The sequence below is a fragment of the Mesorhizobium sp. P2_A12 genome, from assembly GCF_056405075.1.
In genome coordinates this window covers 604,221-627,608 of sequence record NZ_JBFUCU010000004.1, presented here as the reverse complement: position 1 = coordinate 627,608, position 23,388 = coordinate 604,221, and the positions used below count along the sequence as shown (strand labels likewise).

Annotated in this window: 20 protein-coding genes; 8 read left to right on the top strand and 12 right to left on the bottom strand. The window is 62.6% G+C overall.

Annotation, left to right across the window (positions count from 1 at the left end):
• The first annotated feature begins 365 nt into the window (after positions 1-365).
• Both AC1DZU_RS13365 and AC1DZU_RS13360 read left to right on the top strand, forming a co-directional pair.
• Entirely contained in the window at positions 366-572 is a 207-nt protein-coding gene (locus tag AC1DZU_RS13365) for a hypothetical protein (RefSeq protein ID WP_477285242.1), read from the top strand.
• A 656-nt stretch (positions 573-1,228) separates the two neighbouring features.
• Complete coding sequence (locus AC1DZU_RS13360) at positions 1,229-2,785, top strand: polysaccharide biosynthesis/export family protein (protein WP_477285240.1); 1,557 nt, start codon at positions 1,229-1,231, stop codon at positions 2,783-2,785.
• Between the two features lie 1,257 nt (positions 2,786-4,042).
• Here AC1DZU_RS13360 and AC1DZU_RS13355 read toward each other — a convergent pair.
• Positions 4,043-4,258: a cysteine rich repeat-containing protein gene (locus tag AC1DZU_RS13355; protein ID WP_095089594.1), complete on the bottom strand. Its 216-nt coding sequence runs from the start codon at positions 4,256-4,258 to the stop codon at positions 4,043-4,045.
• Positions 4,259-4,321: 63 nt separating this feature from the next.
• Here AC1DZU_RS13355 and AC1DZU_RS13350 point away from each other — a divergent pair, with 63 nt between their 5' ends.
• Together AC1DZU_RS13350 and AC1DZU_RS13345 are read left to right on the top strand one after the other, a co-directional pair.
• A complete protein-coding gene (locus AC1DZU_RS13350) occupies positions 4,322-5,485 on the top strand; it encodes an efflux RND transporter periplasmic adaptor subunit (protein ID WP_477285238.1) in 1,164 nt (387 codons plus the stop codon).
• Positions 5,482-8,631 (top strand): efflux RND transporter permease subunit, encoded by a 3,150-nt coding sequence (locus tag AC1DZU_RS13345; RefSeq protein WP_477285236.1) that lies wholly within the window; start codon positions 5,482-5,484, stop codon positions 8,629-8,631. Before AC1DZU_RS13350 ends, AC1DZU_RS13345 begins: the two co-directional genes overlap by 4 nt.
• 96 nt (positions 8,632-8,727) lie before the next feature.
• Here AC1DZU_RS13345 and AC1DZU_RS13340 read toward each other — a convergent pair whose 3' ends face one another.
• Together AC1DZU_RS13340 and AC1DZU_RS13335 are read right to left on the bottom strand one after the other, a co-directional pair.
• Entirely contained in the window at positions 8,728-9,081 is a 354-nt protein-coding gene (locus AC1DZU_RS13340; protein WP_477285234.1) for a cupin domain-containing protein, read from the bottom strand.
• An 86-nt stretch (positions 9,082-9,167) separates the two neighbouring features.
• Positions 9,168-10,193 carry a sugar-binding transcriptional regulator gene (locus tag AC1DZU_RS13335; protein WP_477285232.1) on the bottom strand — a complete coding sequence of 342 codons (1,026 nt, stop codon included), beginning with the start codon at positions 10,191-10,193 and terminating at the stop codon, positions 9,168-9,170.
• A gap of 156 nt (positions 10,194-10,349) precedes the next feature.
• Between AC1DZU_RS13335 and AC1DZU_RS13330 the strand changes: the two genes are divergently transcribed.
• Positions 10,350-11,147, top strand: a complete 798-nt coding sequence (locus AC1DZU_RS13330; RefSeq protein ID WP_477285230.1) for a hypothetical protein — start codon at positions 10,350-10,352, stop codon at positions 11,145-11,147.
• 15 nt (positions 11,148-11,162) lie between these two features.
• Here the strand turns inward: AC1DZU_RS13330 and ptsP are convergent, their stop codons facing one another.
• The 5 genes from ptsP to AC1DZU_RS13305 all read right to left on the bottom strand — a co-directional run bounded on the left by ptsP (position 11,163) and on the right by AC1DZU_RS13305 (position 15,978).
• Positions 11,163-13,142, bottom strand: a complete 1,980-nt coding sequence (gene ptsP, locus AC1DZU_RS13325) for a phosphoenolpyruvate--protein phosphotransferase (protein WP_477285228.1) — start codon at positions 13,140-13,142, stop codon at positions 11,163-11,165.
• Between the two features lie 50 nt (positions 13,143-13,192).
• Positions 13,193-13,573, bottom strand: coding sequence for a PTS glucitol/sorbitol transporter subunit IIA (locus AC1DZU_RS13320; RefSeq protein ID WP_095089211.1), 381 nt, complete (start codon positions 13,571-13,573; stop codon positions 13,193-13,195).
• Between the two features lie 128 nt (positions 13,574-13,701).
• The gene (gene srlE, locus AC1DZU_RS13315) at positions 13,702-14,706 is read right to left on the bottom strand and encodes a PTS glucitol/sorbitol transporter subunit IIB (protein WP_477285225.1); all 1,005 of its coding nucleotides are present in this window, start codon (positions 14,704-14,706) and stop codon (positions 13,702-13,704) included.
• Between the two features lie 16 nt (positions 14,707-14,722).
• Positions 14,723-15,484 carry a PTS glucitol/sorbitol transporter subunit IIC gene (srlA, locus tag AC1DZU_RS13310; RefSeq protein WP_477285223.1) on the bottom strand — a complete coding sequence of 254 codons (762 nt, stop codon included), beginning with the start codon at positions 15,482-15,484 and terminating at the stop codon, positions 14,723-14,725.
• Between the two features lie 56 nt (positions 15,485-15,540).
• On the bottom strand, positions 15,541-15,978 hold the full coding sequence (locus AC1DZU_RS13305) for a transcriptional regulator GutM (protein WP_184875950.1): 438 nt from the start codon (positions 15,976-15,978) through the stop codon (positions 15,541-15,543).
• A 193-nt stretch (positions 15,979-16,171) separates the two neighbouring features.
• On the opposite strand from AC1DZU_RS13305, the gene AC1DZU_RS13300 reads away from it, so the two are divergent.
• A complete protein-coding gene (locus AC1DZU_RS13300) occupies positions 16,172-16,813 on the top strand; it encodes a hypothetical protein (protein WP_184875948.1) in 642 nt (213 codons plus the stop codon).
• 111 nt (positions 16,814-16,924) lie between these two features.
• Positions 16,925-17,599: an HAD family hydrolase gene (locus AC1DZU_RS13295; RefSeq protein ID WP_477285220.1), complete on the top strand. Its 675-nt coding sequence runs from the start codon at positions 16,925-16,927 to the stop codon at positions 17,597-17,599.
• A 4-nt stretch (positions 17,600-17,603) separates the two neighbouring features.
• Here the strand turns inward: AC1DZU_RS13295 and AC1DZU_RS13290 are convergent, their stop codons facing one another.
• Complete coding sequence (locus tag AC1DZU_RS13290; protein WP_477285455.1) at positions 17,604-18,770, bottom strand: DUF930 domain-containing protein; 1,167 nt, start codon at positions 18,768-18,770, stop codon at positions 17,604-17,606.
• Positions 18,771-18,902: 132 nt separating this feature from the next.
• Here AC1DZU_RS13290 and AC1DZU_RS13285 point away from each other — a divergent pair, with 132 nt between their 5' ends.
• Positions 18,903-19,181 (top strand): HAD-IA family hydrolase, encoded by a 279-nt coding sequence (locus AC1DZU_RS13285; protein WP_477285218.1) that lies wholly within the window; start codon positions 18,903-18,905, stop codon positions 19,179-19,181.
• Here AC1DZU_RS13285 and AC1DZU_RS13280 read toward each other — a convergent pair.
• The 3 genes from AC1DZU_RS13280 to AC1DZU_RS13270 all read right to left on the bottom strand — a co-directional run bounded on the left by AC1DZU_RS13280 (position 19,178) and on the right by AC1DZU_RS13270 (position 23,326).
• On the bottom strand, positions 19,178-20,395 hold the full coding sequence (locus AC1DZU_RS13280; protein WP_477285216.1) for a DUF930 domain-containing protein: 1,218 nt from the start codon (positions 20,393-20,395) through the stop codon (positions 19,178-19,180). The two genes, AC1DZU_RS13285 and AC1DZU_RS13280, sit on opposite strands and share 4 nt — an antisense overlap.
• Before the next feature lie 160 nt (positions 20,396-20,555).
• Entirely contained in the window at positions 20,556-21,635 is a 1,080-nt protein-coding gene (locus tag AC1DZU_RS13275) for an ABC transporter ATP-binding protein (protein ID WP_477285214.1), read from the bottom strand.
• A complete protein-coding gene (locus AC1DZU_RS13270) occupies positions 21,623-23,326 on the bottom strand; it encodes an ABC transporter permease (protein WP_477285212.1) in 1,704 nt (567 codons plus the stop codon). The genes AC1DZU_RS13275 and AC1DZU_RS13270 overlap by 13 nt, the downstream gene beginning before the upstream one ends.
• Positions 23,327-23,388: the final 62 nt, after the last annotated feature.

Below are 23,388 nucleotides of genomic sequence, written 5' to 3'. Positions count from 1 at the left end.
GCGCAATTAAGACTGAAGTCCTTGTTTCGCCGGCCCTAAGGGCCCGCTTTCGAGATGTGCGGGCTTCGCGCAAAAAACCGCTCGGCTTTCCGCCTGATGACGGCGAAAGTGCAGCCATGACATCGTCACGGAGCGGGTGTTAGAGCGCAATGATCCCGGTGCTGGCGCACCCTGATCTCGATTGCGCTGGCAAGCCGGGAAGACTGCGAACGGAGCGAAAGCGGGAGTGGCCAGCGGACGGCCACAACGAGATGTTGGCGCGACCGCAAAATGTATCGTTTTACACAATTTCCAATTGCTGGACTCGCGCGATGCATCGGTAGTTTAATTTTTTGCATCCAGCCAAGGAGTGGGAGGAAGTAGGCATGGATTTCGAATTCGACATCCGCCATCCATCTGACGATCAGCCGTACGAAATCACCTCTTTCGCCCAAAAGTACGGCCTAACGATCCCAATTGCGGACGCCATGCTTTTCGCCAAAGGACCGTCGCGGACTGCGTGCGACGCTGCCGCATTGGCTTTCCTCTGCGCTATCGCCGCACAAGCCAAGAAACAGAGGGCGGCGCAATAGGCCTGCCAGCACTGCGACGCCTCAGGCCGAAAGCAGGATTGGCGTTCACCAAGGCGCGAATTGGCCAGATCTCCTGTGCATCACCAAGGCGACGCCGCAAGTCGCAGCTATCTCTGCGATAAGAGCCTGCAAATCCGCATAGGGCCAAGCAACAGATAGACTGATTGGCGTTCTTAAGGAGCGGAGACACAGCTTACGTATACCGCGCAACCCACAGGAGTGGTTCGGGCAGCACCTGAGTCCATTCGTGGGTTTCGCGCGATCCATTTCAGCGCCGCTTCGACGATGGCAACATCCTCGGGTCGCGCCTCCGCCTACGCCGACGCTGGCGACGCTCACCGGTTCGGTGAGCGAGACGCCGCCGATCGCGCGGTATCGGCCGCCGCAAAACGTGGCGAGCGAACAAAGGGGCCTTCCCTGGTGTCCTTGGCGAAATGCAGCGGTCGTTGAACGCGATATCGAAGGTCGGATCGCAGAGCAGTTGGCTGTCGAACCTGGTACAGACGCGCCGCTTACTCAATTGGGCGATGCAGCTTACGCTCTATTTGGTACTCACCACTGCTGATCGACTTTGGTACGCTCACGCCGTGAGCTTTGTGCTGCGCGCTGTGAGCTTTGTGCGGCGCGTGATCAGTGAGAGTCATGGAGGTCCAGTCATGGATCATATCCAGACGTCCAATGCGGCTTGCCACAGCCCTGCACTCCCCGGTGGTATCCGACGATTCTCGGCCATGGCGGCGTTGTTTCCTGACACCCGCAAGAGGTCACGCGGCGCTGCGATAAGCCTCATCCCGTTCTGCCTGATTCTGTTGTTTGGCGCCCCGGCAAGGGGTCAATCGGAGACTGACAACAGGCTCGCCCCTCAAGACACTGTCGAGCTGAAGGTCTCGGGGTGGGATGCCTTGCGCGGCGGCATCACGGAGGGCGTGGAGCTCAACGGTGCTTTTACGATCGATACAACCGGGACGCTGGATCTTCCGGGCATTGGGCACATTCCGGCTGCGGGTCTGCGCGAGAGTGAATTGGCAAGGCTGATCACCGATCGCTTACAAGCCAGAAGCGGCTTCGACACGCGTCCCGTCATGACCGTCCAGCGCACGCAATTGGCAGCGTCTTCGGGCGGCGCCAAAGTCGAGGGGCACCCGGCTGGGGCGCCACAAGACGTGAGCGGTTCTCGCCCATTAGTAGAGGCTGCCGCGACCGGGCCAGGACGGGAACGATCCAAGACGGACGCGTCACTGCATGAACTATCGGCCGTTCGCGAGCTTGAGGCGGCTCGCCAGCAAGCGTCTACAGATCGTCAGTCTGCAGACAGGGTTGAGCGGGTTCTTCGCAGCGAACTGGAAGCGGCGCGAGACGAACTTGATGAGATGCGGCGCGTCACAGCCGATGCAGGCGTGCGTGCGCGTGCGGTCGCAGAGGCGACGACTCTTCAAGGACAAGCCCTTGAAGACCAGAAGCAAAGAGCTGAACGGCTCGCGCAGGGTCTGGCGATGGCGCAGCGCGAAGTCGAAAGCTTGCGAGCCAAAGCCGCTCTCGCGATCCGCGAAAAGGCCGCAGCACTAGGCGCGCACCAGGCTGCGGAAGCTTCCCTGTCTGGAACGAAACGCGCGCTTGACGAGGAGCGGCAGACGATCGAACGCCTCGAACGCGATCTTGCCGCGACGCAACAATCTCTCGACGCTCTTGAGGCCAACGGAAAACTGGCTGCCGCTGCACAAATGGCAGCTATTCAGGACCGCCAGGCTGCTGAGGCCGCTGCAAAGCGAGCCGGCGAAGCGCTCGCATTGGAACGTGGGAGAGCAGATGCTCTCGAGCGCGATCTCGATGCTGCCCGCCAGGATCGCGACGCGGCAAAAGAGGAAGTCGCCCGGCTCTCTGCTGCGTTGGAGCAACAGCGCGAAAGGGCCGTTGGCCTGACCCGCGACCTCGTTGCGGCGCGCAACGAAACCGACATCCTGAAAGCTCGCAATACGCCTCGCGATCAGCGCATCGAGCCCGCTCCCAAAGCGCCTGCCGGTGATCGCGCAGGCCCACGTACCAGTGCACTTGCAGGGAAACGGGCTCGATCAGCCCATGGGCCCGAAGGGCGAGAAATCCGCAAAGTGGCGGTCCGCAAGTCGCCGCAACCTGTTCGGCTGACGACGATCAGCCTTCCCGCCGCGTTGCTCCCGACGCGGGCGCCATTGCGCACGGCACAAGGATTATGGTGATGCGCAAGTATCCAGCTGCCGTATTGGCGATCGCAGTTGCGATCGGGCCTGCTTCGGCTCTTGCTGATGGCCTTGGAGGCAAAGTCGGTGGTATCGGGGTCGGCGCCAGTGTGGGCGTTGGCTCGAACGGCGCCTCCGTCGGTGTTGGCGCGAGCGTCGACGGTGTCGGAGGAGCAAACGTTGGAGGGTCGGTCGGCCCGAGCAAGGGATCGGCGGGCGTTGGAGGCAACGTCGGTGGCATTGGGGCCGGCGCCGGTGTAGGCGTCGGTTCGAACGGCGCCTCCGTCGGTGTCGACGCGAGCGTCGACGGAATCGGGGGAGCCAATGTTGGAGGCTCTGTCGGCACGAGCAACGGATCGCTTGGCGCCAACGTTGGAGCCGGTACCAGCCCCGGCGGCTTAGGTGGCCTTTCGGCAAGCCCCAGTGCGGGAGACGAATCCACCGGTGCTGGCGCCGCTCCGGGCAGTACGGCAAATAGTCGAGCAAGCGCGGCGTCGGAGGCTCCCACAGGGCCAGCAAGTGTCGGTGTCGGCAAGAAGGCGGCCGCCATGGTCGTGACCAAGGGCGTGCGACACGCAGTAGCCCTGCCACGCAGCCTCTGGCCTTCCAAAGGTGGTCGCGACAGGCAGAGCACCACAGGTTATCCCTTACGGCCTCAGGTGCCGTTAAAGACGATACCTGGCACCCCGGCGGCCGTGGTTCGCGTCTGCCGTCAGGCGATCATGTCGGCTGCAAAGCCACTTGGTGCCGTGCGTGTGCACGCAGCCAGCGCAGGTACCCTGCGCCGGCACCGTCGCGGTGCCCTCACCGCACCGATCGAGGTGCGCATAGACTATGCAAGACAAGGCGGCATCGAAGTTCGGCAGGCGCGGGTCGGATGTCGCCTCGACGCGGCGGGACAGGTCGTCGCGGTGACATAGGTCTGACGAACCTGGCGGGCGAGTTGATGCCACGCCTCAGAATCCAGGTCACCACGGAGCCGGGCGTGTTGCCGATCGTGGCGACCGCAACGAGCCGCGCCGGATCACCGCGACCCGAGACGATCGGGCCGGCGAACCCCACTTCCGACGAGGATGGTTGCGGCGAGGAACGCGCTGACGAAAAGCGCGCCATAGAGCGCCGCCACCTCGCCCTATGCCAGCACGTCGACAATGCCCATCATGCCGAGTTGCTCATGCTCGGGGATGTGGCATTTGATACATGCGCGGCTCCGGCCCCAGCCGACCCTAACAGCTCGGCGGAGCGCACTGCCCGATCCTAACCAGGTGTATTCGCCTTGACGACCTTCTGGCATTCCGGGGTCAGCTCGCTGAAATGCTCCGTCAGACATTGAATGACGCGGCCGCCGCCTGGCTCCACGCCTTTGCAGAACTTTTCGAAGTTCGCTTGGCAAGCCTCACGTTCGGCCGCTGTCTGCGCCTGAGCCGCAAGCATCTGAACGGCTAGGAAAACCACGCTCAAGGCAATTCGCATGACAAACCCCTCCAAAATGGCTAACATTCAATCAAAATACCGTGAAGTGTTGAGGGGGGTCAAATGCTTTTGGTATCGCGCATTGCGCTGGCCGTAACCTTGCTTACGGCGACGGCATTGCTTTCAGCTTGCAACAAGCAAAATGCCTATGTTCCGCCGCCCCCGCCCAAGGTTGACGTGGCGCTGCCGCTCAAGCAGACGGTAACGCCCTACCTCAATGCGACGGGGAACACGGCCGCCGTCAATTCGACGCCATTGGTTGCCCGGGTAGCGGGCTTCATACAGGAAATAGACTACAAGGACGGTGACAGCGTCAAAGCGGGCAGCCGACTGTTCCTTATCGAGCCTGAACCTTACCAGTTGGCACTTGAACAGGCCCAGACTGGACAGACTTCGGCAGATGCCTCAGTCAAACAGTCCAGCGCCGATCTGAAGCGGCAACAGGATTTGCTCGCGCAGAAGGTAATTTCGGCGTCCACGTTGGACCAGTCTGCCGCTGCCGCTGCGGTCGACGTGGCCAAGCAGCAGCAGAACGCCGTTGACGTCAAGCAGGCCCAGCTCAACCTGAGCTACACCGAAGTCAAGGCACCCTTCGACGGCATCGTCACCGCCCGCCAGGTATCGGTCGGCCAGTTCGTAGGCACTGCCAGCACTTCCGACCTCGCAACGATCGTCCAGATGGATCCGATATACATCAATTTCAACGTCAGCGAGCAGGATGTGCAGCGGATCCGGGCTGAAATGGCCAGGCGCGGTCTGACGATGCAGAATCTGAAGAAGATACCGGTGGATGTCGGCCTGCAGACCGAGACTGGATATCCGCACAAAGGAACGCTCGACTATGCGGCGCCGCAGGTATCTTCCTCAACGGGCACGCTACTGGTTCGCGCCGTTTTGGAAAACAAGGACAAAGCGCTGCTGCCCGGTTATTTCGTCCGACTGCGCATCCCGCTCGGCGAACAGCCGGACATGCTGCTCGTACCGGATCGTGCAATCAGCAGCGACCAGAGCGGCCGCTATGTGCTTGTCGCCGGAAAGGACGACACAATCGAGCAACGCGGCGTCGAGATTGGCCAACAGGTCGGCCAGTTGCGCGTCATTACCTCCGGCCTGACAGCGGAAGACCGCGTCGTCATATCTGGCTTGCTGACGGCCCTGCCCGGCCAGAAGATCGAACCGACGGTGAAGACCCTCCAGCAAACTCCGGCCAATGGTGCTGGCCAATGATCTCCAAATTCTTCATCGAACGACCCGTCTTGGCGAATGTCATTGCCGTCCTTATCGTCGTCGTCGGCATCGTCTCGCTCTTTGCGTTGCCCGTAGCGCAGTATCCCGATGTGGTTCCACCGACCGTTTCGGTAACCACCCGTTATCCGGGCGCCAGCGCGCGCACGGTCATCGACACCGTCGCCCTGCCGATCGAGCAGCAAGTCAATGGCGTCGAGAACATGCTCTACATGCAGTCCTTCGCTGCCTCGGACGGCAGCTACAACCTGACCGTCACTTTTGCCATTGGTACAGATCTGGACCTGGCCCAGGTGCTTGTTCAGAACCGGGTCTCTGCCGCCATGGCCGGGCTGCCCCAATCAGTGCAGGTGCAGGGCGTCAACGTGCAGAAGAAGTCGACCTCCATCCTCGAGATCGTGACGTTGACTTCGCCTGACGGAAAATACGGCAGCCTCTATCTCAGCAACTACGCGACTATCAGCCTTAAGGACGAAATCTCGCGGTTGCCTGGCGTCGGCAATGTCAGCGTGTTCGGCGCTGGTCAATATTCCATGCGGGTCTGGCTTGATCCCGAAAAGATGCTGGCACGCGGCTTGACCACGCAAGATGTCGTTCAAGCACTTCAACAGCAGAGCGAACAGGTCACGGCAGGTCAGATCGGCGCCCCGCCGGCGCCGGACGACCAGTCCTTCCAATATTCGATCGAAGTGTCCAGCCGCCTTGACGATCCCGACCAGTTCGGCGCCGTTGTGGTCAAGACAGGCGCCAATGGCGATATGACGCGTGTTCGCGATGTCGGGCGGGTTGAACTCGGTGCGCAGACCTACGGACAGTTCTTCAACCTCGACGGTCAGCAGGCCGCCGGCATGGCCATCTTCCTGGCACCCGGCGCGAACGCGCTCGATGTGGCCAAGAGGGTCGCGTCCAGGATGGAGGAATTGGCGCGAGCCTTCCCGCAAGGCATAACTTACGCGATACCGTTCAACACGACGAATTTCGTCAGCCAGGCGATCAACGAGGTCTACAAGACGCTGTTTGAGGCGGCGGTGCTGGTTCTGATCGTCATCCTCGTCTTCCTGCAGGATTGGCGGGCGATGCTGGTGCCGGCCACGACCGTACCGGTCACCATCATTGGCGCGTTCGCGGCGATGGCGGCGCTTGGCTTTTCAGTCAACCTTTCCACCTTGTTCGCCATCGTGCTCGCCATCGGCATCGTCGTCGATGACGCCATAGTCGTGGTCGAGGGAGCCGCCCACAACATGGAACGTGGCATGTCGAGCCACGACGCCGCCATTGCCGCCATGAAGACATTGTTCGCGCCGATCATCGGCATCACGCTGGTGCTGCTGGCGGTGTTCCTGCCGGCGGCCTTCCTTCCCGGCCTTACGGGCCGGATGTACGCACAATTCGCGCTGGTGATCGCGGCGACCGCGCTGATCAGCGCCGTCAATGCCGCGACATTGAAGCCAACACAATGCGCGACATGGCTTAGGCGTCCCGTACCACCGGACCAGCGCAATGTCTTCGCGCGCGGCTTCAATGCGGTCTACCAGCGTGCCGAGAATGCGTACGTCCGGTTGATCGGAGGGATGGTGCGTCATAGCGCCGTAACGGGTGTGGTCGCACTCATGATCATCGGCGCGGCCGGCTACGGCATGTCGCGCGTCGCCACCGGTTTCATCCCGATCGAAGACCAGGGTTACCTGCTCGCGGCGGTCCAGCTGCCTGACGGCGCCTCGCTTGGTCGCACCCAGGAAACGCTACAGCAGGTTTCGAAGATCGCCAAGGCTACACCTGGGGTGGAGACGGTGGTCACCATCGCCGGGCTTTCGGCCCTCGACAACAATTCAACGCTGGCCAACGCAGGTGTCGCTTACATCATTCTCAAGGACTGGGATCTGCGCGGCAAGAGCGAAGACCTGCCTTCGCTCTACGCCACTCTCAACAAGAATCTGTCGGGCATGGCCGACGGCGTTGTTCTGGTGCTTCCTCCGCCACCAATCCAGGGCATCGGCAACGCCGCCGGCTTCACGCTGCAAGTCGAACTCCGCGACGGCAGTTTCGACCTCTCGAAGCTGCAAGGCTCCGTCAGTGCGATCGTCAACAGGGCCGAGACACAGTCGGGCATCCAGCGCGTCTCGTCATCGTTTCGCGCCAACGTCCCGCAGTACAAGGCCGAGATCGACCGCGACAAGGTGCAGGCCCTCGGCCTGACCACAGACCAGGTATTCCAGACGCTCGCCGGTTATCTCGGCTCCAGCTACGTGAGCCAGTTCAACAAGTTCGGGCGTGTCTTCCAGATCTACGTGCAGGCTGACGCCCAGTTTCGGTTGACGCCGGAGGAGATCGGCCGCCTTACCGTCCGCAACAACAACGGAGACATGATCCCGCTCGGAACCGTGCTGACGATTGAACCCAGCGTCGGTCCATCGCTGATCAGCCTGTACAATCTCTATCCTGCCGCGTCGATCGTAGGCGTGCCCGCTGCAGGCTTTTCGTCAGGTGATTCAATCAAGCTGATGGAGGAGATTGCCGCGGATACCCTTCCGCCCGGTACTGGCTTCGATTGGACTGCGCTGTCTTTCCAAGAGAAGCTCGTTACCAATCAGGTTTACCTGGTGTTCGGAATGGCGCTGCTGCTTGTCTACCTGGTCCTTGCCGGCCAATATGAGAGCTGGCTCGCTCCGATCTCAATCCTGCTCGCCGCGCCGCTGTCTCTGGTGGGGCCGGTCTTGGTGCTCAATAGCCTTGGCATCGACAACAATCTCTATGTCCAGATCGGCCTTATCCTGCTCATAGCGCTGTCAGCCAAGAATGCGATTCTGATCGTCGAGGTCGCACGCGAACTGCGTGCCGCCGGCACACCTATCGTCGAATCGGCGATCGATGCCGCACGTGCCCGCTTCCGGCCCATTCTAATGACATCGTTTGCCTTCATCCTCGGCGTGGCGCCGCTGGTGTTTGCAACCGGCGCCGGTGCGAGCGCGCGGAAGTCGATCGGCATCACGGTCTTTTCCGGCATGCTCGCTTCGACCTGCCTGGCCATTCTTTTTGTGCCATCCTTTTTCGTCATCCTGCAACGATTGGAGGAACGGCGCTCCGGACGCACGAAGAAGAACGAGGCCACCTCAACCGTGCTCAAGTAGCGCTACACTTAAAGCTGGATGGCGCGCCGGCATGCCTGTCGTTGCTCGCACTGGATATGCCAGGGACGTCAACCATCAGCGGCTATACGAACAGGCTCAGCCGACCCTGACGACAAAATGCTTCGTCACCGGTTCGATGATCTTCCAGGTTCCCTTGAAATCGGCTTCCACCACGAAGGCGTCGCCGGGGCCCACCTCGACCGGTGCGCCGCCGTCAGGGGTGATGATGATGCGGCCGGCGATCATGTGCACGAACTCGTAGTCTGTGTAGGTCGCGTGATAGGTGCCTGGCGTCGCCCGCCATGTGCCCGAGATCACCTTGCCGTCCTCGGTCGTATGCTGGACGGCGGTTTGCATGGTCGGCTTGCCTTCGACCACGATCCAGCCGGCCAGATCGCCGGCGTCGGCCTTTTCGACAGCGCCGAATTTGATGATTGTCTCGCGTGTCATGGCTCAGGCTCCGTTGGATTGGCTCAGGCGTCGCTTGCCTGGACGGTCAGATAGCGGATGCCCCTGACGCCGGCAACCGGCCGGCATCATTGTGAAGCTTGCGCCCCATGCGCCTCGAGCATGCGCCGGGCGCTTTCCTCGTCGGTGATCAGGATCGTCGGCGCGATCAGGGTCATGGCGCCAAGCAAGGCTTCGATCTTCTCCTCACCGCCGGAGGTCAGGATGCGGATCGGCGCCCTGCGCAGACGGTCGACATCCACCGACATCACGTGGCTGTTGACGGGATGGTCGACCAGTTCGCCATTGCGGTCGAAAAAATGGAACAGAAGGTCGCCAACGGCGCCACGCGCAAGCAGGGCCTCCCGATCCGCTTCCTTGAGAAAGCCGCCGCGAGAGAAGGTGGTGGCCGAGGCGATGCCGCCGACGCTCAGCAGAACGGCATCGAGCACGTTGGCCATTTCAAAAACCTCCTGCAGGCCGCAGCGTTCGACCAGCGCGATCTTGGTCTCGACGCTGTCGACGACGGCCGGCGTCGGGATCAGATAGCCGTCGCCCTGGAAGATTTGGGCGAAGCGCCAGGCGAACTCGGCCGGGTTGAAGCGACGCACCACGCCGACACCGCCGAGCAGCGAAATGACCTTGAAGTCGGTGAGCGACTTGGCGCTGATGAAGGGCAGGCTTGAGAACAGCGTCCTGCCCCAGCCGACGCCGACCCGCATGCCGGATTTCATCGTGTCCGACAGGAAGCTGCCGGTCTTGGCGCTGATCGCCGGGGTCGGGTCGGCATTGGGGGCTGAAAGCGGCGCCACCAGCGCCTGCTGCAGCCCGAAGGTCTTTTCCAGCGCGCGCTCCAGCCGCACGATTTCGGACAATTCGCTTTCGATGCTGATCTTCACCTCGTTGCGCGAGCGGGCGTCCGCTAGCATGCGCACGATGGTGACGCGGCCGACGCCAAGCACGTCGGCGATCTCGTTCTGCGTCATCTGCTCGACGAAATACATCCAGGCGGCGCGAATCCTGAGGCGATCCGTCCGGCTTTCGCTGGCGACCTGCTCGGGCGTCTGGCTTTCACCTCGACTGTCGTTGGTTTCGCTCTGTCGTCGCCTGCCCAAATTCGTCCCTCCCCCACGGCAATGGACGAGCGCGCCGTCGCCGATTCTGCATGCTGGTCTAGTATCGCCTATTGATCTACCAATCGATAGGAACAATCTAGAAGTGGCGGCTGCCTCCTGTTGGCGGCCATCCGCAGCAATTCGAGGCGATTGGCAATGCTCCGACAAATCTCCGAAGATGTCCGCGTCAATCTGAAAGACCGGTTGCGGGAAGTCCGTGAAATCATTCGCCAAAGCCGCCATGACGGCAGCGGCGACGCCAGTGTCGTGCGCGAAGCAACCAGCCATCTGCCGCCATTTCCAGGCAAAGGCATCGAAGGCCTGCTCAGCCATGCCGCAAGTGCCTTCGACGAAGCGCTGTCGATCGCCGAATCCTTTGTCCCGCATGAGCGCCCGATCAAGGTCGACGGCACCACCGTAAAAGGCCTCGCCACCTATTTCCCGGCCGGGAACGAAGATCGCCAGTTGAGCGCGGAGCGCCTGTTCCGGCGCGACATGTATTATCTGACCAAGGCGGTGCTGGCCGGCCTAAACATCGACAATGCCCGCATCCACGAAGCCGATTTCGCCGCCGTCCATGCGACGATGCGCAAGCGGCATGGCGATCTGCTGGCCGCCTTGGTCGCGCCAGGTGCTGGACTGCCGGCGATCGCGGCCACCTGTTCGGCGCTGCTGGTCGAGTGTCTCAACCAGCGCCCTGTCCACTTTACCGAAACGCCGGAGACGTCGGTGGTCGGTGACCGGACGCTCGACATCAGCTGCCTGGCGCCGCTCGTTCTGGCCTGTGGCCTGGCAACCACCGGCAGGGACGGCTTGCCGGAACCGGATATGCTGGAGATTGCGATCCTGGCAGCCGATATCCGCCATGACCGCATCGTTCAGGCCTGCGCCAAGGCGAGCCCGGTCGATGAACTGACACCCGTCTTCGCCACCTTGCTTGCCCATTTGCCGTAACGGCCCAGAACTCGGCTAGGCGGCACCTTCGGCCGCCATGGCCATGATCGCCTTCTTGGCACGCTGGATCGAGGCCGGGCTCATCGAGAGCTCGGTCAGCCCCATTTTGACGAACGTTGCAATGAGATCGGGCCGGCCTGCCGCTTCGCCGCACATGCCGACCATGATGCCGGCGGCGACGCCGGCTTTGGCCGTCATTTCGATCGCCGACATGACGGCCGGATTGGTGACATCGTTGAGCTTGGCCACTGTCGGGTTCAGCCGGTCGGCGGCCATGATGTACTGGGTCAGGTCATTGGTGCCGATCGAGAAGAACGCCACCTCCTTGGCCAGCGCCGGGGCGATCAGCACGGCGGCTGGGGTCTCGATCATCACGCCGAGGTCGAACGTTGCATGCGGCACGCCTTCGGCTTTCAGCTCGGCCGCGCATTCCGCGACCAGAACCTGCGTCTGCCTGACCTCGCCGATATCGGCCACCATCGGCAGCATCACCTTGACGTTGCCATGCACGGCCGCCCGCAGCAGCGCCCTGAGCTGGCGCTTGAAGATGTCGGGCCGGTCGAGGCACATGCGGATGCCGCGCCAGCCCAGAAAGGGGTTTTCCTCGTCGGGAAATTCGATGCCGGCGATCGGCTTGTCACCGCCGATGTCCAGCGTGCGCACGATGACCGGGTACGGCGCGAAGGCCTTGGCCAGCGCCGCATAGGTCTCGGCCTGCATGTCTTCCGAGGGAAGGTGCATATGGCGCATGAACAGAAGCTCGGTGCGGAACAGGCCGACGCCCATCGCGCCGGCCTCCTGCGCCGCCTCGATTTCCTCCAGCGAGCCGATATTGGCCGCGACCTCGATCACCTTGCCATCGGCGCGCTTCGGCGTCACCGTCTTGAAGATGGTCAGCCCGGCGCGTTCTTTTGCCGCCACTTCGACACGGCCGGCGAATTCGGCGCGGGTCGCCGCATCGGGATCGACGATCACCCGGCCGCTGTTGCCATCGAGGGCCACTTCGTGCGCCGTGCGCAAGGCATTGATCTGGTCGCCGAGACCGAGCACCGCTGGAATGCCGTGCGAGCGGGCGATGATGGCGATGTGTGAGGTGGCGCCGCCATGGCCGCACACCACCCCGCCGATGCGCTTGAGCGGCGCGCGCGCCAGATCCCAGGCGCCAATGTCGTCGGCGATGAGGATGGCGCCTTCGGCGATGTTTTCGAGGCTGATGTCGTCCTGCCCGAGCAGCACGAGACAGATCTGCCGCCCGACCGCATGGACGTCATCCGCCCTTGCGTTGAGATAGTGATCCTCGACCGCGCTGAAATCGACGGCGATGGTGGAGGCGGCGGTGATGACGGCTGAAACCGCATCGTTGCCGCCCTTGATCAGGCCCTCCGCCTCACCGGTCAGGCTGTCGTCGGCAGCGATGTCCCTGAGCGCGGCGATGATGCCACGGTCGCCGGCGGACAGACTGTCCTGCTCCAGTGCCCGGTCCATGCGCGCCTGGACAGCAGCGACGGCGGCGCGGAACCTGTCGATCTCGCCGGCGACCTCCTCGACCTGCAACCTGCGGCCTTGTCCGGCGATATCAGGCGGGAAATGCGCGAAGGCCGGCCCGATGGCAAAACCTTCGCTTGCGGCCACGCCGCGCAAGCCGGTGGTTGCGCCGGCAACAGCAGGCACAGAGTCCAACGCGGCAGCGGCGTCCTGACCCGTATTGCCGGCCTGCGGCGAGTCCTCGTCATCAAGGCCCGCCTTGGGATTTTCGAGATAGCCGATCAGCGCCTCGATGGCCTCGATGGCGTCGGCGCCATTCGCCCGCACGGTGACTTCTTGGTTTTCCTTGACCGCCAGCAGCATCAGCTTGACCGAGCTCTTGGCGCTGACCGCCTTGCCGTCCTTGACCAGCTCGACATCCGATTCGAAACCCTTGGCGAGCTTGACGAACCGCGTCGCGGGACGGGCGTGCAAACCTTCATGCACTCTGACGATGGTCGAGCGTTCCATGGCAAATACTCAGGTTCTGGGCGCCAACATAGGCCGCGGCGCAAATACTGTCAGGCGGCGATGGTGATGATCGCGCCGGTCGTGAGCGCAGCCACGAGCGCTTGCGCATCGACCTGCGAGGCGCAGATCTCGCCGGGCCTCTCGGCCTCGGCAGCGCCGTTGAAAGAGATGACGACATGGCCCATTTCCAGCACCTTGCTCCAGGCGCTGGAACCGACCGCGGTAATGGTCGCGGCAACCGGGCCAAGGGTGATCGACGCGCCCTTTTGCGGCGCGCCGTCGCTGGGTCCGTGCTCCGTCTTGTGGAGCACGGAAACCTCGGCAAGCTCCGGCGGCGAGCCATCCGCAAACAGGATGACCACGCCCCCTTCGGCAAGATCCGCCACTTCGGGTCCGATGGCAGTGACCCGTGTTCTCAACAGAACCGTCATATGGCGAACCTCATTTCCTAACTTCTCTAAGAGCGATTCACTGTTTCACGAAAACGGCGAACCGCTCTATCCCTTTGTTTGGCGGAATTCCGGACGGAAAACCGTCTCACACTTTTCCTGGAACTGTTTCAGAACACGATCAGGCTGACGATCCAGGCGATCAGCACCGAGACCGGGCCCATGATCTGGCGGCTGATGAGCACCGCCGGAACACCGATCTCGATCGTCTTCGGTTTGGCCTCACCGAGCGCCAGGCCGACAGGAACGAAGTCGCAGCCCACCTGGGTATTGTAGGCAAACAGCGCCGGCAGTGCCATCGCCGGCGAAATCGTGCCGTTGGCGATCTGCGGACCGATGATGGCAACGCCGATGACCTGTGCGATGACCGCGCCTGGCCCGAGGATGGGCGACAGGAACGGCAGGCCGCAGATCGCCGAGATGATCAGCAGGCCGACGATGTTGTTGGCCAGCGGACCCATCGGCTGCGCCAGCACATCGCCGATGCCGGTGTAGAGGATCAGACCGATGAGCATGGTCACGAAGGCCATGAACGGCAGCACGTTACGAACAACCTGGTCGATGGTGCGGCGGCCGGCATTGAAGAAGATGCCGACGACACGGCCCATGACGCGGCCGATCGAGCTGATCAGGCCGATCACGCCGCCCTCGCTCGGCAGCGGTTGCGGCGCCGCCGCCGCGTTGTTATTGCCTGGATTCATCGATGCTGCTCCCCCGGCAGTGGTGACCGCTTCGGATCCGTCCGCCATCGTGATGTTGGCCGGCTTCACGCCCGAAACGTAGATGTCCTCGGTGATGAACTGGGCGAGCGGCCCAGACTGGCCGACCGGCGTCAGATTGACGGTCGGGATACGCTTGCGCGGATAGACGCCGCACCGTGCGGTGCCACCGCAATCGACGACGACAACCGCCATCTCGCTTTCGATCGGCGGCGCCTTGAAGCCGTCGACGGCTTCGGCGCCGGTCATATCGGCAATGAGCTGCGCCACCGGATGAATGCCGCCACCGGTGACGGAAACAACCTTGCTGCGCTGTTCGGTCGGCTCGATCACCAGCGGACCGCCCCAACCGGTTTTGCCCCGGGAGATTTGTACGGCTTTGTATGTCTTGGCCATGATGTCCTCCCCGCCCTTACAGCTCGACGCCCTGGCGGCGTGCCATGATGGCAGTGATGCGTTCGGTCAGCATGCCCTTGAGCAGGATGACGACGAGGCCGACGATGGCGTACCAGATCGCCACCTTGACGTGATAGCCGGCGACGACGGCGCCCTTCTTCTCCAGTTCCAGCAGCGCGACGAGAATGCCACCCCAGACGAAATACTCGCCGGGATTGATGTGCGGGAACAGGCCGAGCGGCGGGTGCACATAGGACACGGCTGCGTCATAGAAGGCGGGCTTGTGCTTCTCTTCCAGGAACGATCCGAACGTATAGGCCATCGGATTGGTGAGAAAGAACACCGCCAGCACCGGCAACAGCGTGTAGCGGGTCAGCGCGATCCTGCCGGCGCCGCGCGCCAGGCCGTGCACGCGCTCTTCGCCGACCAGTTCGGTGACCGCGTAGAAGGCCGTCATCAGCACCACCAGCGTCGGAATGATACCGGTGACGAAGCCGGCGAAGACCTCGCCGCCCTTCTGGAAGATACCGATGAAGTACTTGCCGATGGCGGTCAGCCAGCCGAGCTGCTCTTCCTGCTGGACTTCCTTCAGCTTTTCCTTGAACTGATCGACGGTGATCGGTCCGCTGTCCGCCTGTGCGAGGACAACGAGATGGTCGGAGGCATGCTCTACCGCGAGCTTGCCATGCAATGCAGCATCAGAGACCATGGCACCTGCGACATGCAGATTGTGCACGGCCATGTCGGCATGCTGCGCCAACAACGAAAATACAGACATTTCTCCTCCTTATGCCGCCCGCCGGTTGATCCCAGTCGGTGCGCGGCGTCCTCTCTCTAAGCCCTTGCTACGTTCAAACCGGACAGACCCGGCTTCTTCCCCGGCTCCGACCGTGTCTTGTCGATCTGTTCGATCGCCCGCTTCACGGCCTCGGCCACACCGGGTTCCCCCTCCCCCATAATTGCAGGGTTGGACCGGACTCGATCGAGGGGAACGCCCTCGAATTCTTCATGTCTCTTGAACTTGGTGAACACGGAACGGCCGCTCATCACCATCAGGCGGCGCACGACCAGGTCAGGCGTCACCACGACCAGCGCGATGGTGCCCTTGGCCAATCGACCGCGAAAATTGCCGGCTCCGACGAAGCCATCCTTGTACTGGTCGGTGACGCCCCTGAAGACATCCGAATAGTGCCGCATCTGCAGCCAGACGCCGAGCGACTGCAGCGCCCACACAATAACCAGCAGAAGCAGTCCCCACTGCCAAATCGCCATTCGGTTCTCCTCCCGAAGCCTGTGTTGAAGCGCACCTTGGACCGACGCGTGACAACAGCAAAGTGAGAACATTTGTTTCCGCGAATGTCAATATGTATGATATTGGGCATGACCTCGGTCATCCACAGGCCGTCAACCGATTTCGGCGGCGGCGCCGTTGTGCTAGCCTGGCTGGGAACAGGATACGAGAAACATGGATCTGCCCTTCAGGGACGAATTGGCGCTGATGCCCGACCTTCGCCACCGGTTGCGGCAGTTGCGCTGGTTCCGCGCCACCTTCCGCGGCAGCGCCAAGGTGGTGTCGGACACGTTCGGCGTGCGCTTTGAAATCGACGAAGCCAAGCTCACCCGTGCGTTTCTCGACTGGGTCGAGGTCATGGAGGCGCAGAAAGGCTTCGCCGCGGTCGACCGCGCCGACTTCATCGTCTTTGCCGCCGGCCTCGTTTTGCGCGAACTGATCAGGCAGGCGCCGGCAAGGGAAATCTCCGGTCTCAGCCAGTTGATTGAAACGGATTCGAACGCCGGCACGCTGGAAATCATCCGCTTCTGGCCGGAAGGGTTCCTCTACACCAACTACTGCGTCTCGGTGATCTCGGCGATCCACGAGCAGGAATTCGGCAGTGCGCCAAGCATCGACAAATGCGCCGACGATCTGCGCACCTGGTGGTCCTATCGCGAGAACGTGACCGAGATGCCGGCCTACGCAGTGGCTTTCCTCGACCGCTTTCTCGGCGCCGAACCGAACTGGATCACGCCCGATCGCGCGCAGTCCCGGCAAGCCATGCAACGGGCGCTCGGATCCTCGCGTGCCAGCGATGCCATCCGCCGGCTTTGATTGCCCCTCGGTTTCGCGCCTTCAGGCATGCGGCTGTCAAACCAAGCGCACTATTGAACATCTGACTTTTTGCCGATAGCGATGTGCGAAATCGACTCGGGAGAAAAGCGCGTGGCGCGATCAAGGCCTATCATTTTCGATTGCGACGGCGTTCTTGTCGACAGCGAGCCTCTGGCCGCCCGCGCCTATGAACGCGTCTATGACAAGCATGGCATGCCTGGGGTTCACGGCGGTATCATCGCCCAATGCATCGGCATGAAGCAGTCCGACATCATCGCCAAGATCAGGGATTTGACCGGTCACCAGTTTCCGGCAGCTGCGGACGGCGACATCTGGGCCGAGACCAAGATCCTGTTTTCGCAAGAGTTGCAACCGACCCCCGGCATCACAGCGTTTCTGGAGACGCTTGCCGGCGACCGCTGTGTCGCCTCGTCATCCTCCGTCGAGCGCATAAACCACAGCCTGACTGTGACCGAACTGGCGCGGTTTTTCGGCGATGCGATCTACAGTTCCTCGATGGTCAAGCGAGGCAAGCCCGCGCCTGATATCTTCCTGTTCGCCGCGGACAAGATGGGTGCCAAGCCGGCAGACTGCATCGTCATCGAGGATTCGCCCTTCGGCATAGAGGGCGCGGTCGCCGCCGGCATGACGGCGATCGGCTACACCGGTGGCGGCCATACCTATGCCGAGCACGGCGCGCGACTGACAGCGGCAGGTGCCAATTTCATCTGCAGCGATTGGCAAGAGGTTAGCCGGCAACTGGCCGGGCTCGGTGTGCCGGCCTAATCTATCAGCGAACAGGCAATCCGAGGCGAACCCATTCGCTGGGCGGGATCGACGGTCCGACGCGGAAGGTGAAGGACAAGACCCTCGTCGCATCGGTGTCGACCTGGCACCGGAAGCCTAGATGGTACCATTTCGTCGTTGCGCGGAAAGCGACATCCGGGGCGTCGAGGACATTGCCCACCTTCAGCGGAACACTTGGGATCAGGTCGGGGAAATAAGAGGCATCCACCAGTTGCTGCTGCAACGCGCTGGCGCAAAGTTGGGCAATACGCTTCTCGCGAGGCACCCCGCCCATCGCGCTTGTAGCCAGCGCATCGCCGGTAGCGCCCTGCGAGTAGAGCCTGTGAACCCCCGGAAGGCCCGAATATGCCCGCGAAGCACTAGCGGCGGTATCCGTGGAATTTGGCCTCCCGGCGCTCTCGCTTCGGGACTTGGAGACCTTCGCAGGGCCGGGCTTCGGCGCATTTTCGGGTCTGGGCTTCGGCGCTTCGGTTGACGTGGGAAGCTCGATCTCACCGTCGCCGCCGTCGGCAGCCAAAGGCGGTGGCGCCGCTTCTGTTTGCTTGTCGGGTTCGTTCGCTCCCGCCTCTTCCTTGTCCGCCTGCTGTTTATCCATCTCCTGGGTTGGAGCTGCCTGTTTCTCCTGTTCGGGCTCGGCGTCCTTCGCAGCGTCTACCGGCTTCTCGCCGACTTTGGTTGAATCTGGCCGCCCCTCGGCGACCGCCGGCGTGGTGGATTGGTTCTCGGCAGGCTTCGGTACGACAGGCGGCTTCGAATCGTCATCCTTGGCCGGCGAAGGCGAGGTGTCTTGAGCGCTGGCCCCATCCAGGGATTTCCTGGGACCGGTATCCTTGTCGCCAAACTGGAAAACCGGCTTCAGGACCTCAACTTTCGAGGGCTTTTCCGGCGCAGGTGGTTTTTCTGCTTTCGGTTCCGGCGGTTTTTCAACCTTCGGTTCCGGTGGCTTCGGAGGCGGTATCGGAGCAGGTTTCGGTTTTGGTTGCTCGGGCGGAGGCACGAGCGCTACATTGACCGCTTGCTCCTGCTGCGGCTGTTGGGGAGGCCTCGGCACGTTGTAGACCAAGAGCGCTGCGACGAGCGCGTGCAGGATCAGCGATGCGGGCAAGGCCCACAACAAATTCCGGCGCCGGTCTCGTGTCTCGTCCTTCATTCCTTCCGATGTGGAATGAAAAAGCGGCGGCTTCAAGCACAGCCACTGTATTGGCGCCGTTTAGCCGCTGACAGCTTGTCGATTTGGATCACCACACCCAGGGCAGCCCGGCCAAGGCGCTGGGGCGGCTCAATGAGCGGCTACCCACGATCCGATCCATCAAGACCGGAGATCAGCCAGTTCGCCGCCGCCAGGATGGGTGCCGATCCGGCCGACTGCATCGTCATCGAGGATTCGTCCTTCGGCATCCAGGGCGCCGTTGCCGCCGGCCTGACGGCGATTGGCTACACTGGCGGCGGTCACACCTGTGCCAAGCATGCCGCCCGGCTGACGGCGGCTGGTGCCGATTTCGTCTGCGCGGACTGGCAAGAAATTAGCCGGCGATTGTCCGGGCTTGGCGTGCCGGTCTAATTTAGCGGATACTTAGTGAATCCACGGCTGGCCCATTCGCCAGGCGGGACTAATGACCCCACACGGAAGTTGAAGGATAGGACCCTCGTCGCATCGGCGTCGACTTCACATCGAAAGTTTAGATCGTACCAAGTGCTTCTGGTGCTGAAGGCCGCTTGAGTAGGGTTGAGAACATTGCCTTTGTCCAGCGTAATGGTTGGCACCCATTTGACCGAATAGTCGGCACTTTGCAGTTCCTGGCTCAGAACATTGCCGCAAAGGGTGGCCACGCGCTGACCGCGCGGCACATTCTCCATGGAGCTTGTGGCGAAGGCATTGCCAGTTGCCCCCTGCGAGTAAAGCTTTCTGACGCCCGGAAGGCCGGAATAGATTGGCGATCCTGCAACATCGTTGTTGGTGGGATTTGACCTTCCAGCATTCCCGATCGGCGCTTTGAAGGCTCTTGCGGGTTTGAACGTCAGGGTCTTGGCAGGTTTGGGCTTTGCCTTTCCAGTTGAGGCTGGAGGCGCTGGCTTGCCACCAGGCTCAGCCGCCAATGGCTTTGGCGTCACAACCGCTTGCTTTTCGGCGGGTTGCGGTGCGAGCTCCTGTTTGTCCGGCTGCTGTCTGTCAGCGTCCTCGGTCGCCTGCTTCTCCTCGTTTTGGGCAGGTTTGGCGTCCGGCGCGGCGGCCTCCTGCTTTTCTTCGCCTTGCGCGGGCTTTTCGTCCGGCGCAAAGGTGGCCGGCTTCTCGTCAGGCTTGCTGGGCTCTGCCTTCTGCTGTGGCGTTGCAGCCGGGGCGGGCTGTGTCGGCGCGGGTGTCGGTGTTATAGGCGGCTTCGCCGCCTCATCCTTGGCCGGTGATGGCGTGTTGGGTTTAGCGCTGCTTCCGTCGAGCGATTTCTCCGGTCCCGTATCTTTCTGGCCGTACTGGAAAACGCGCTTCAGAACATGGTCGTCTGGCGGTTTCGGGGGCTCCGGAGGCGGCTTTTGTTCAGGCGGCTTTTCAGCCTTCTTTTCAGGTGTCGGCTCCGGTGGCTTTGGAGCAGGTTTCTGCTTAGGCTTCTCGGGCGGCGGCACAATCGCGACATTGACGGGCTGTTCTTGCTGATCCGGCTGCTGGTCGGATCTCGGCACGCCAAAGAACAAGAACGCTGCGATCAAGGCATGCAGGATCAGCGATGCGGCCAAGGCCCATCGCCAATTGCGAAACCACTCTCGTATCTTGCCGTTCATTGCGCCCGATGTGGAATGAAATAGCGGCGGCTTCAAGCACAGGCATGTGTTGGCGCAATTTAGCCGCTGACACGTTGGCGATTTCGATGTCCACGCACTGCTGCTGACGGCGAGACCGGTACGGCCTTTGCCCCCAAGCCGCCGAGCAGGTCGAGCATCATCATGATGCCGCCCCCGTCGCCGGGATGAGCCATCCGGATCGTATCCGCAGAAGCGCCTGCGCGCCGCGCTCCAGCACCACCGGATCGGGCTGTTCGAAATGCAAGGTGAGGTCGGGGCTGGCGGAAGGCGCAAATTCGATGCGCGCCGAGCCACCTTGGTAGATCACCCGCTTGACGAGGCCATCGAAGCCGGGACCGTCCGGCACCACCTTGAGATCGGCTGCCCGACAGCAGATCTTTGCGCCGGCGCGCGGCCGCTCGCCGGTCCGGCAGCGAACGACCAGCTCGGTGCCGAGAACCCTGACCTTGCAGTGCCTGGCCTGCTCTGAGCTCAGCACATCGGCGGGAAGCAAGATACCTTGCGAAATGAAGGACGCCACCATTTCATTTGCCGGCTCATTGAAGAGTTGGCGCGGCGTCGCCAACTGTGCCAGACGTCCATGATCCATCACCGCGATGCGGTCGGCCAGCGCCATCGCTTCGGCCTGGTCATGGGTGATGTAGACGATGGTCGTGCCCGTGCGCCTGTGAAAGGCGGCGAACTCATCCTCCATCGAGGCTCTCAGATGCACGTCCAGATTGGCGAGCGGCTCGTCGAACAGCACCAGTGACGGCGCGGCGACAAGGCAGCGCGCCAGCGCCACGCGCTGACGCTGGCCACCGGAGAGATTGGCCGGCCTGCGTTCGCCAAGCCCCTGCAGATTGACCAAAGCAAGCGCGTCCTCGACCTTCTGGCGCGCGGTCGCCTTGTCGAGCTTTGCCACCTTGAGCGAATAGCCGATGTTCTCGGCGACCGTCATGTGCGGCCACAGCGCATAGTTCTGGAAGACGATGCCGACGCGCCGCTTTTCCGGCGCGACGCTGCCGCCCTTGCCCGACATGACCTCATTGCCGATGCGGATCTCGCCTGACGTCACCTTCTCGAACCCGGCGACGAGCCGCAGCAATGTCGTCTTGCCGCACCCGGAGGGGCCGAGCACGGCCAGGAATTCGCCGTCGCCGACATCGATCGATACATCCTTGACTGCGTCGAAATCGGCAAAGCTCTTGGTCACATTGTCCAGGGTCAATCGCGCCATGGCAGCACTCCGCTTGGAAGGTGTGGGGCAAGCAGATTGGTCGCCAGCATCAGCACGAAGGTGACCGCCACGGTGATGACGGACATCGCCGCCGCGTAGTTGGAATCGCCACCCTGCTCGAAGGAGAACATCACCACGCCGATCGTCTCCGAGCCCGACGACCACAGCAGCACTGACACGGTGAGCTCGCTGAGCGCCGTCATGAAGATCAGCAGGCCGCCGGCGATCGCCGCGGGCGCCACCAGCGGAAAGATGATCGTGCGCATGCGCAGGAACAGCCCGGCACCGGCCACCTGGGCCGCCTCCTCCAGTGCCCGGTCGATCTGGTGATAGCCACTGATGGTCGGCCGCAGCGCCAGCACCAGGAAGCGGGCGAGGTAGGCATAGAGGATGATCCACACGGTGTTGTAGAGCTGGATACCGGTGAGCGGGATCGGCCGCAGGAACAGGAGCAGCGATGCGATTGCCAGCACCACGCCGGGCAAGGCATAGGGCAGTTCGACCGACAGGTTGAGCAGTCGCACCCAGCGCTGCTTGCTCCAGGCAATGAGATAGCCGATCGGCACGGCGACGAGAACCGCGAAGAAGGCCGCCGCGGCCGACAGCCAGAAGCTGTTGAAGAAGGCGCGGCTGGCCGCGTCATGCTCGAACAGCACGAAACGATAATTGTCGAGCGTTGCCGTTCTGGCGGTGAGAGCAATGCCGTAGCCCGGCACCAGCGATGTCAGCAGCAGCCCGAACAATGGCAGGGACAGCACCACCACGATCAGCAGCCACATGCCGGCCTGGACGGCAGGTCGCCAGCGGCCGAGTTCGTAGGGCTCGGCCGGCAGCGACGTCGAGCTGATGCGATAATCGCGGCGGCGGCTCACAACCTCCTGCGCGAGAATGCCAGCCATGGCGATGATGCCGATCAACACTGACAGGAACGCGGTTTCGCCGAGCACCGCCGGGCCGCCGCCGGCCAGCCGCTGATAGATCAGCGTCGGCAGCACGAGATAATTGGCGGGAATACCGAGAAAGGCAGGGATACCGAAATTGCCGACGCAGGACACGAAGGCAAGTGCCGCGGCCGCCATGATCGACGGCGTCATCAAAGGCAGCACGACGGTGACCAGCACGGTGAACCAGCCGGCGCCCCCGGCGCGCGCCGCCTCGACCAGTTCGCGCGGCAGCTTGCGCAGGCCGGCGCGCACCAGCAGGAAGACCAGCGGGCCGTATTGCACGCCGAGCAGCAGGATGATGCCCGAGGTGGAATAGAGCGGATTTCTGGTGCCGAGCGGCGGTGCCGCGCCGAACAGCTTGAGGAACGGACTTGCCGGACCGAACAGTTGCAGCCAGGCCAACGCGGTCACCTGCGGTGCGATCATCAATGGCATGACGTAGCAGAGCACCAGCGCACTGCGGCCGCGTATGTCGGTCAGCGTGATGAGGAGAGCCACCAGCGTTCCCGACAGCACCGCAAGCAAGGTGCCGCCGATGCCGACGATCAGCGTGTGCCAGGTCGCGATCCAGGTCGCCGGACTTCTCAATCCGGCTTCTATCGCCATGCCGGACAAGGTGCCGCCTGGTGCCACGATCTCCTTGATGAGGCGCAGCATCGGCAGCAAGGAAAGCAGCACGATGACGACGGCTACTGCCGCCGTCAGGGCCATTTCCTGGCCCCGACTTTCCCTGATCCGTGTCGACATGATTGCGTTTCCTGGGATCTGTAAGCGGTCCGGGATGTCGCTTTCCACGGCATCCCGCCGCG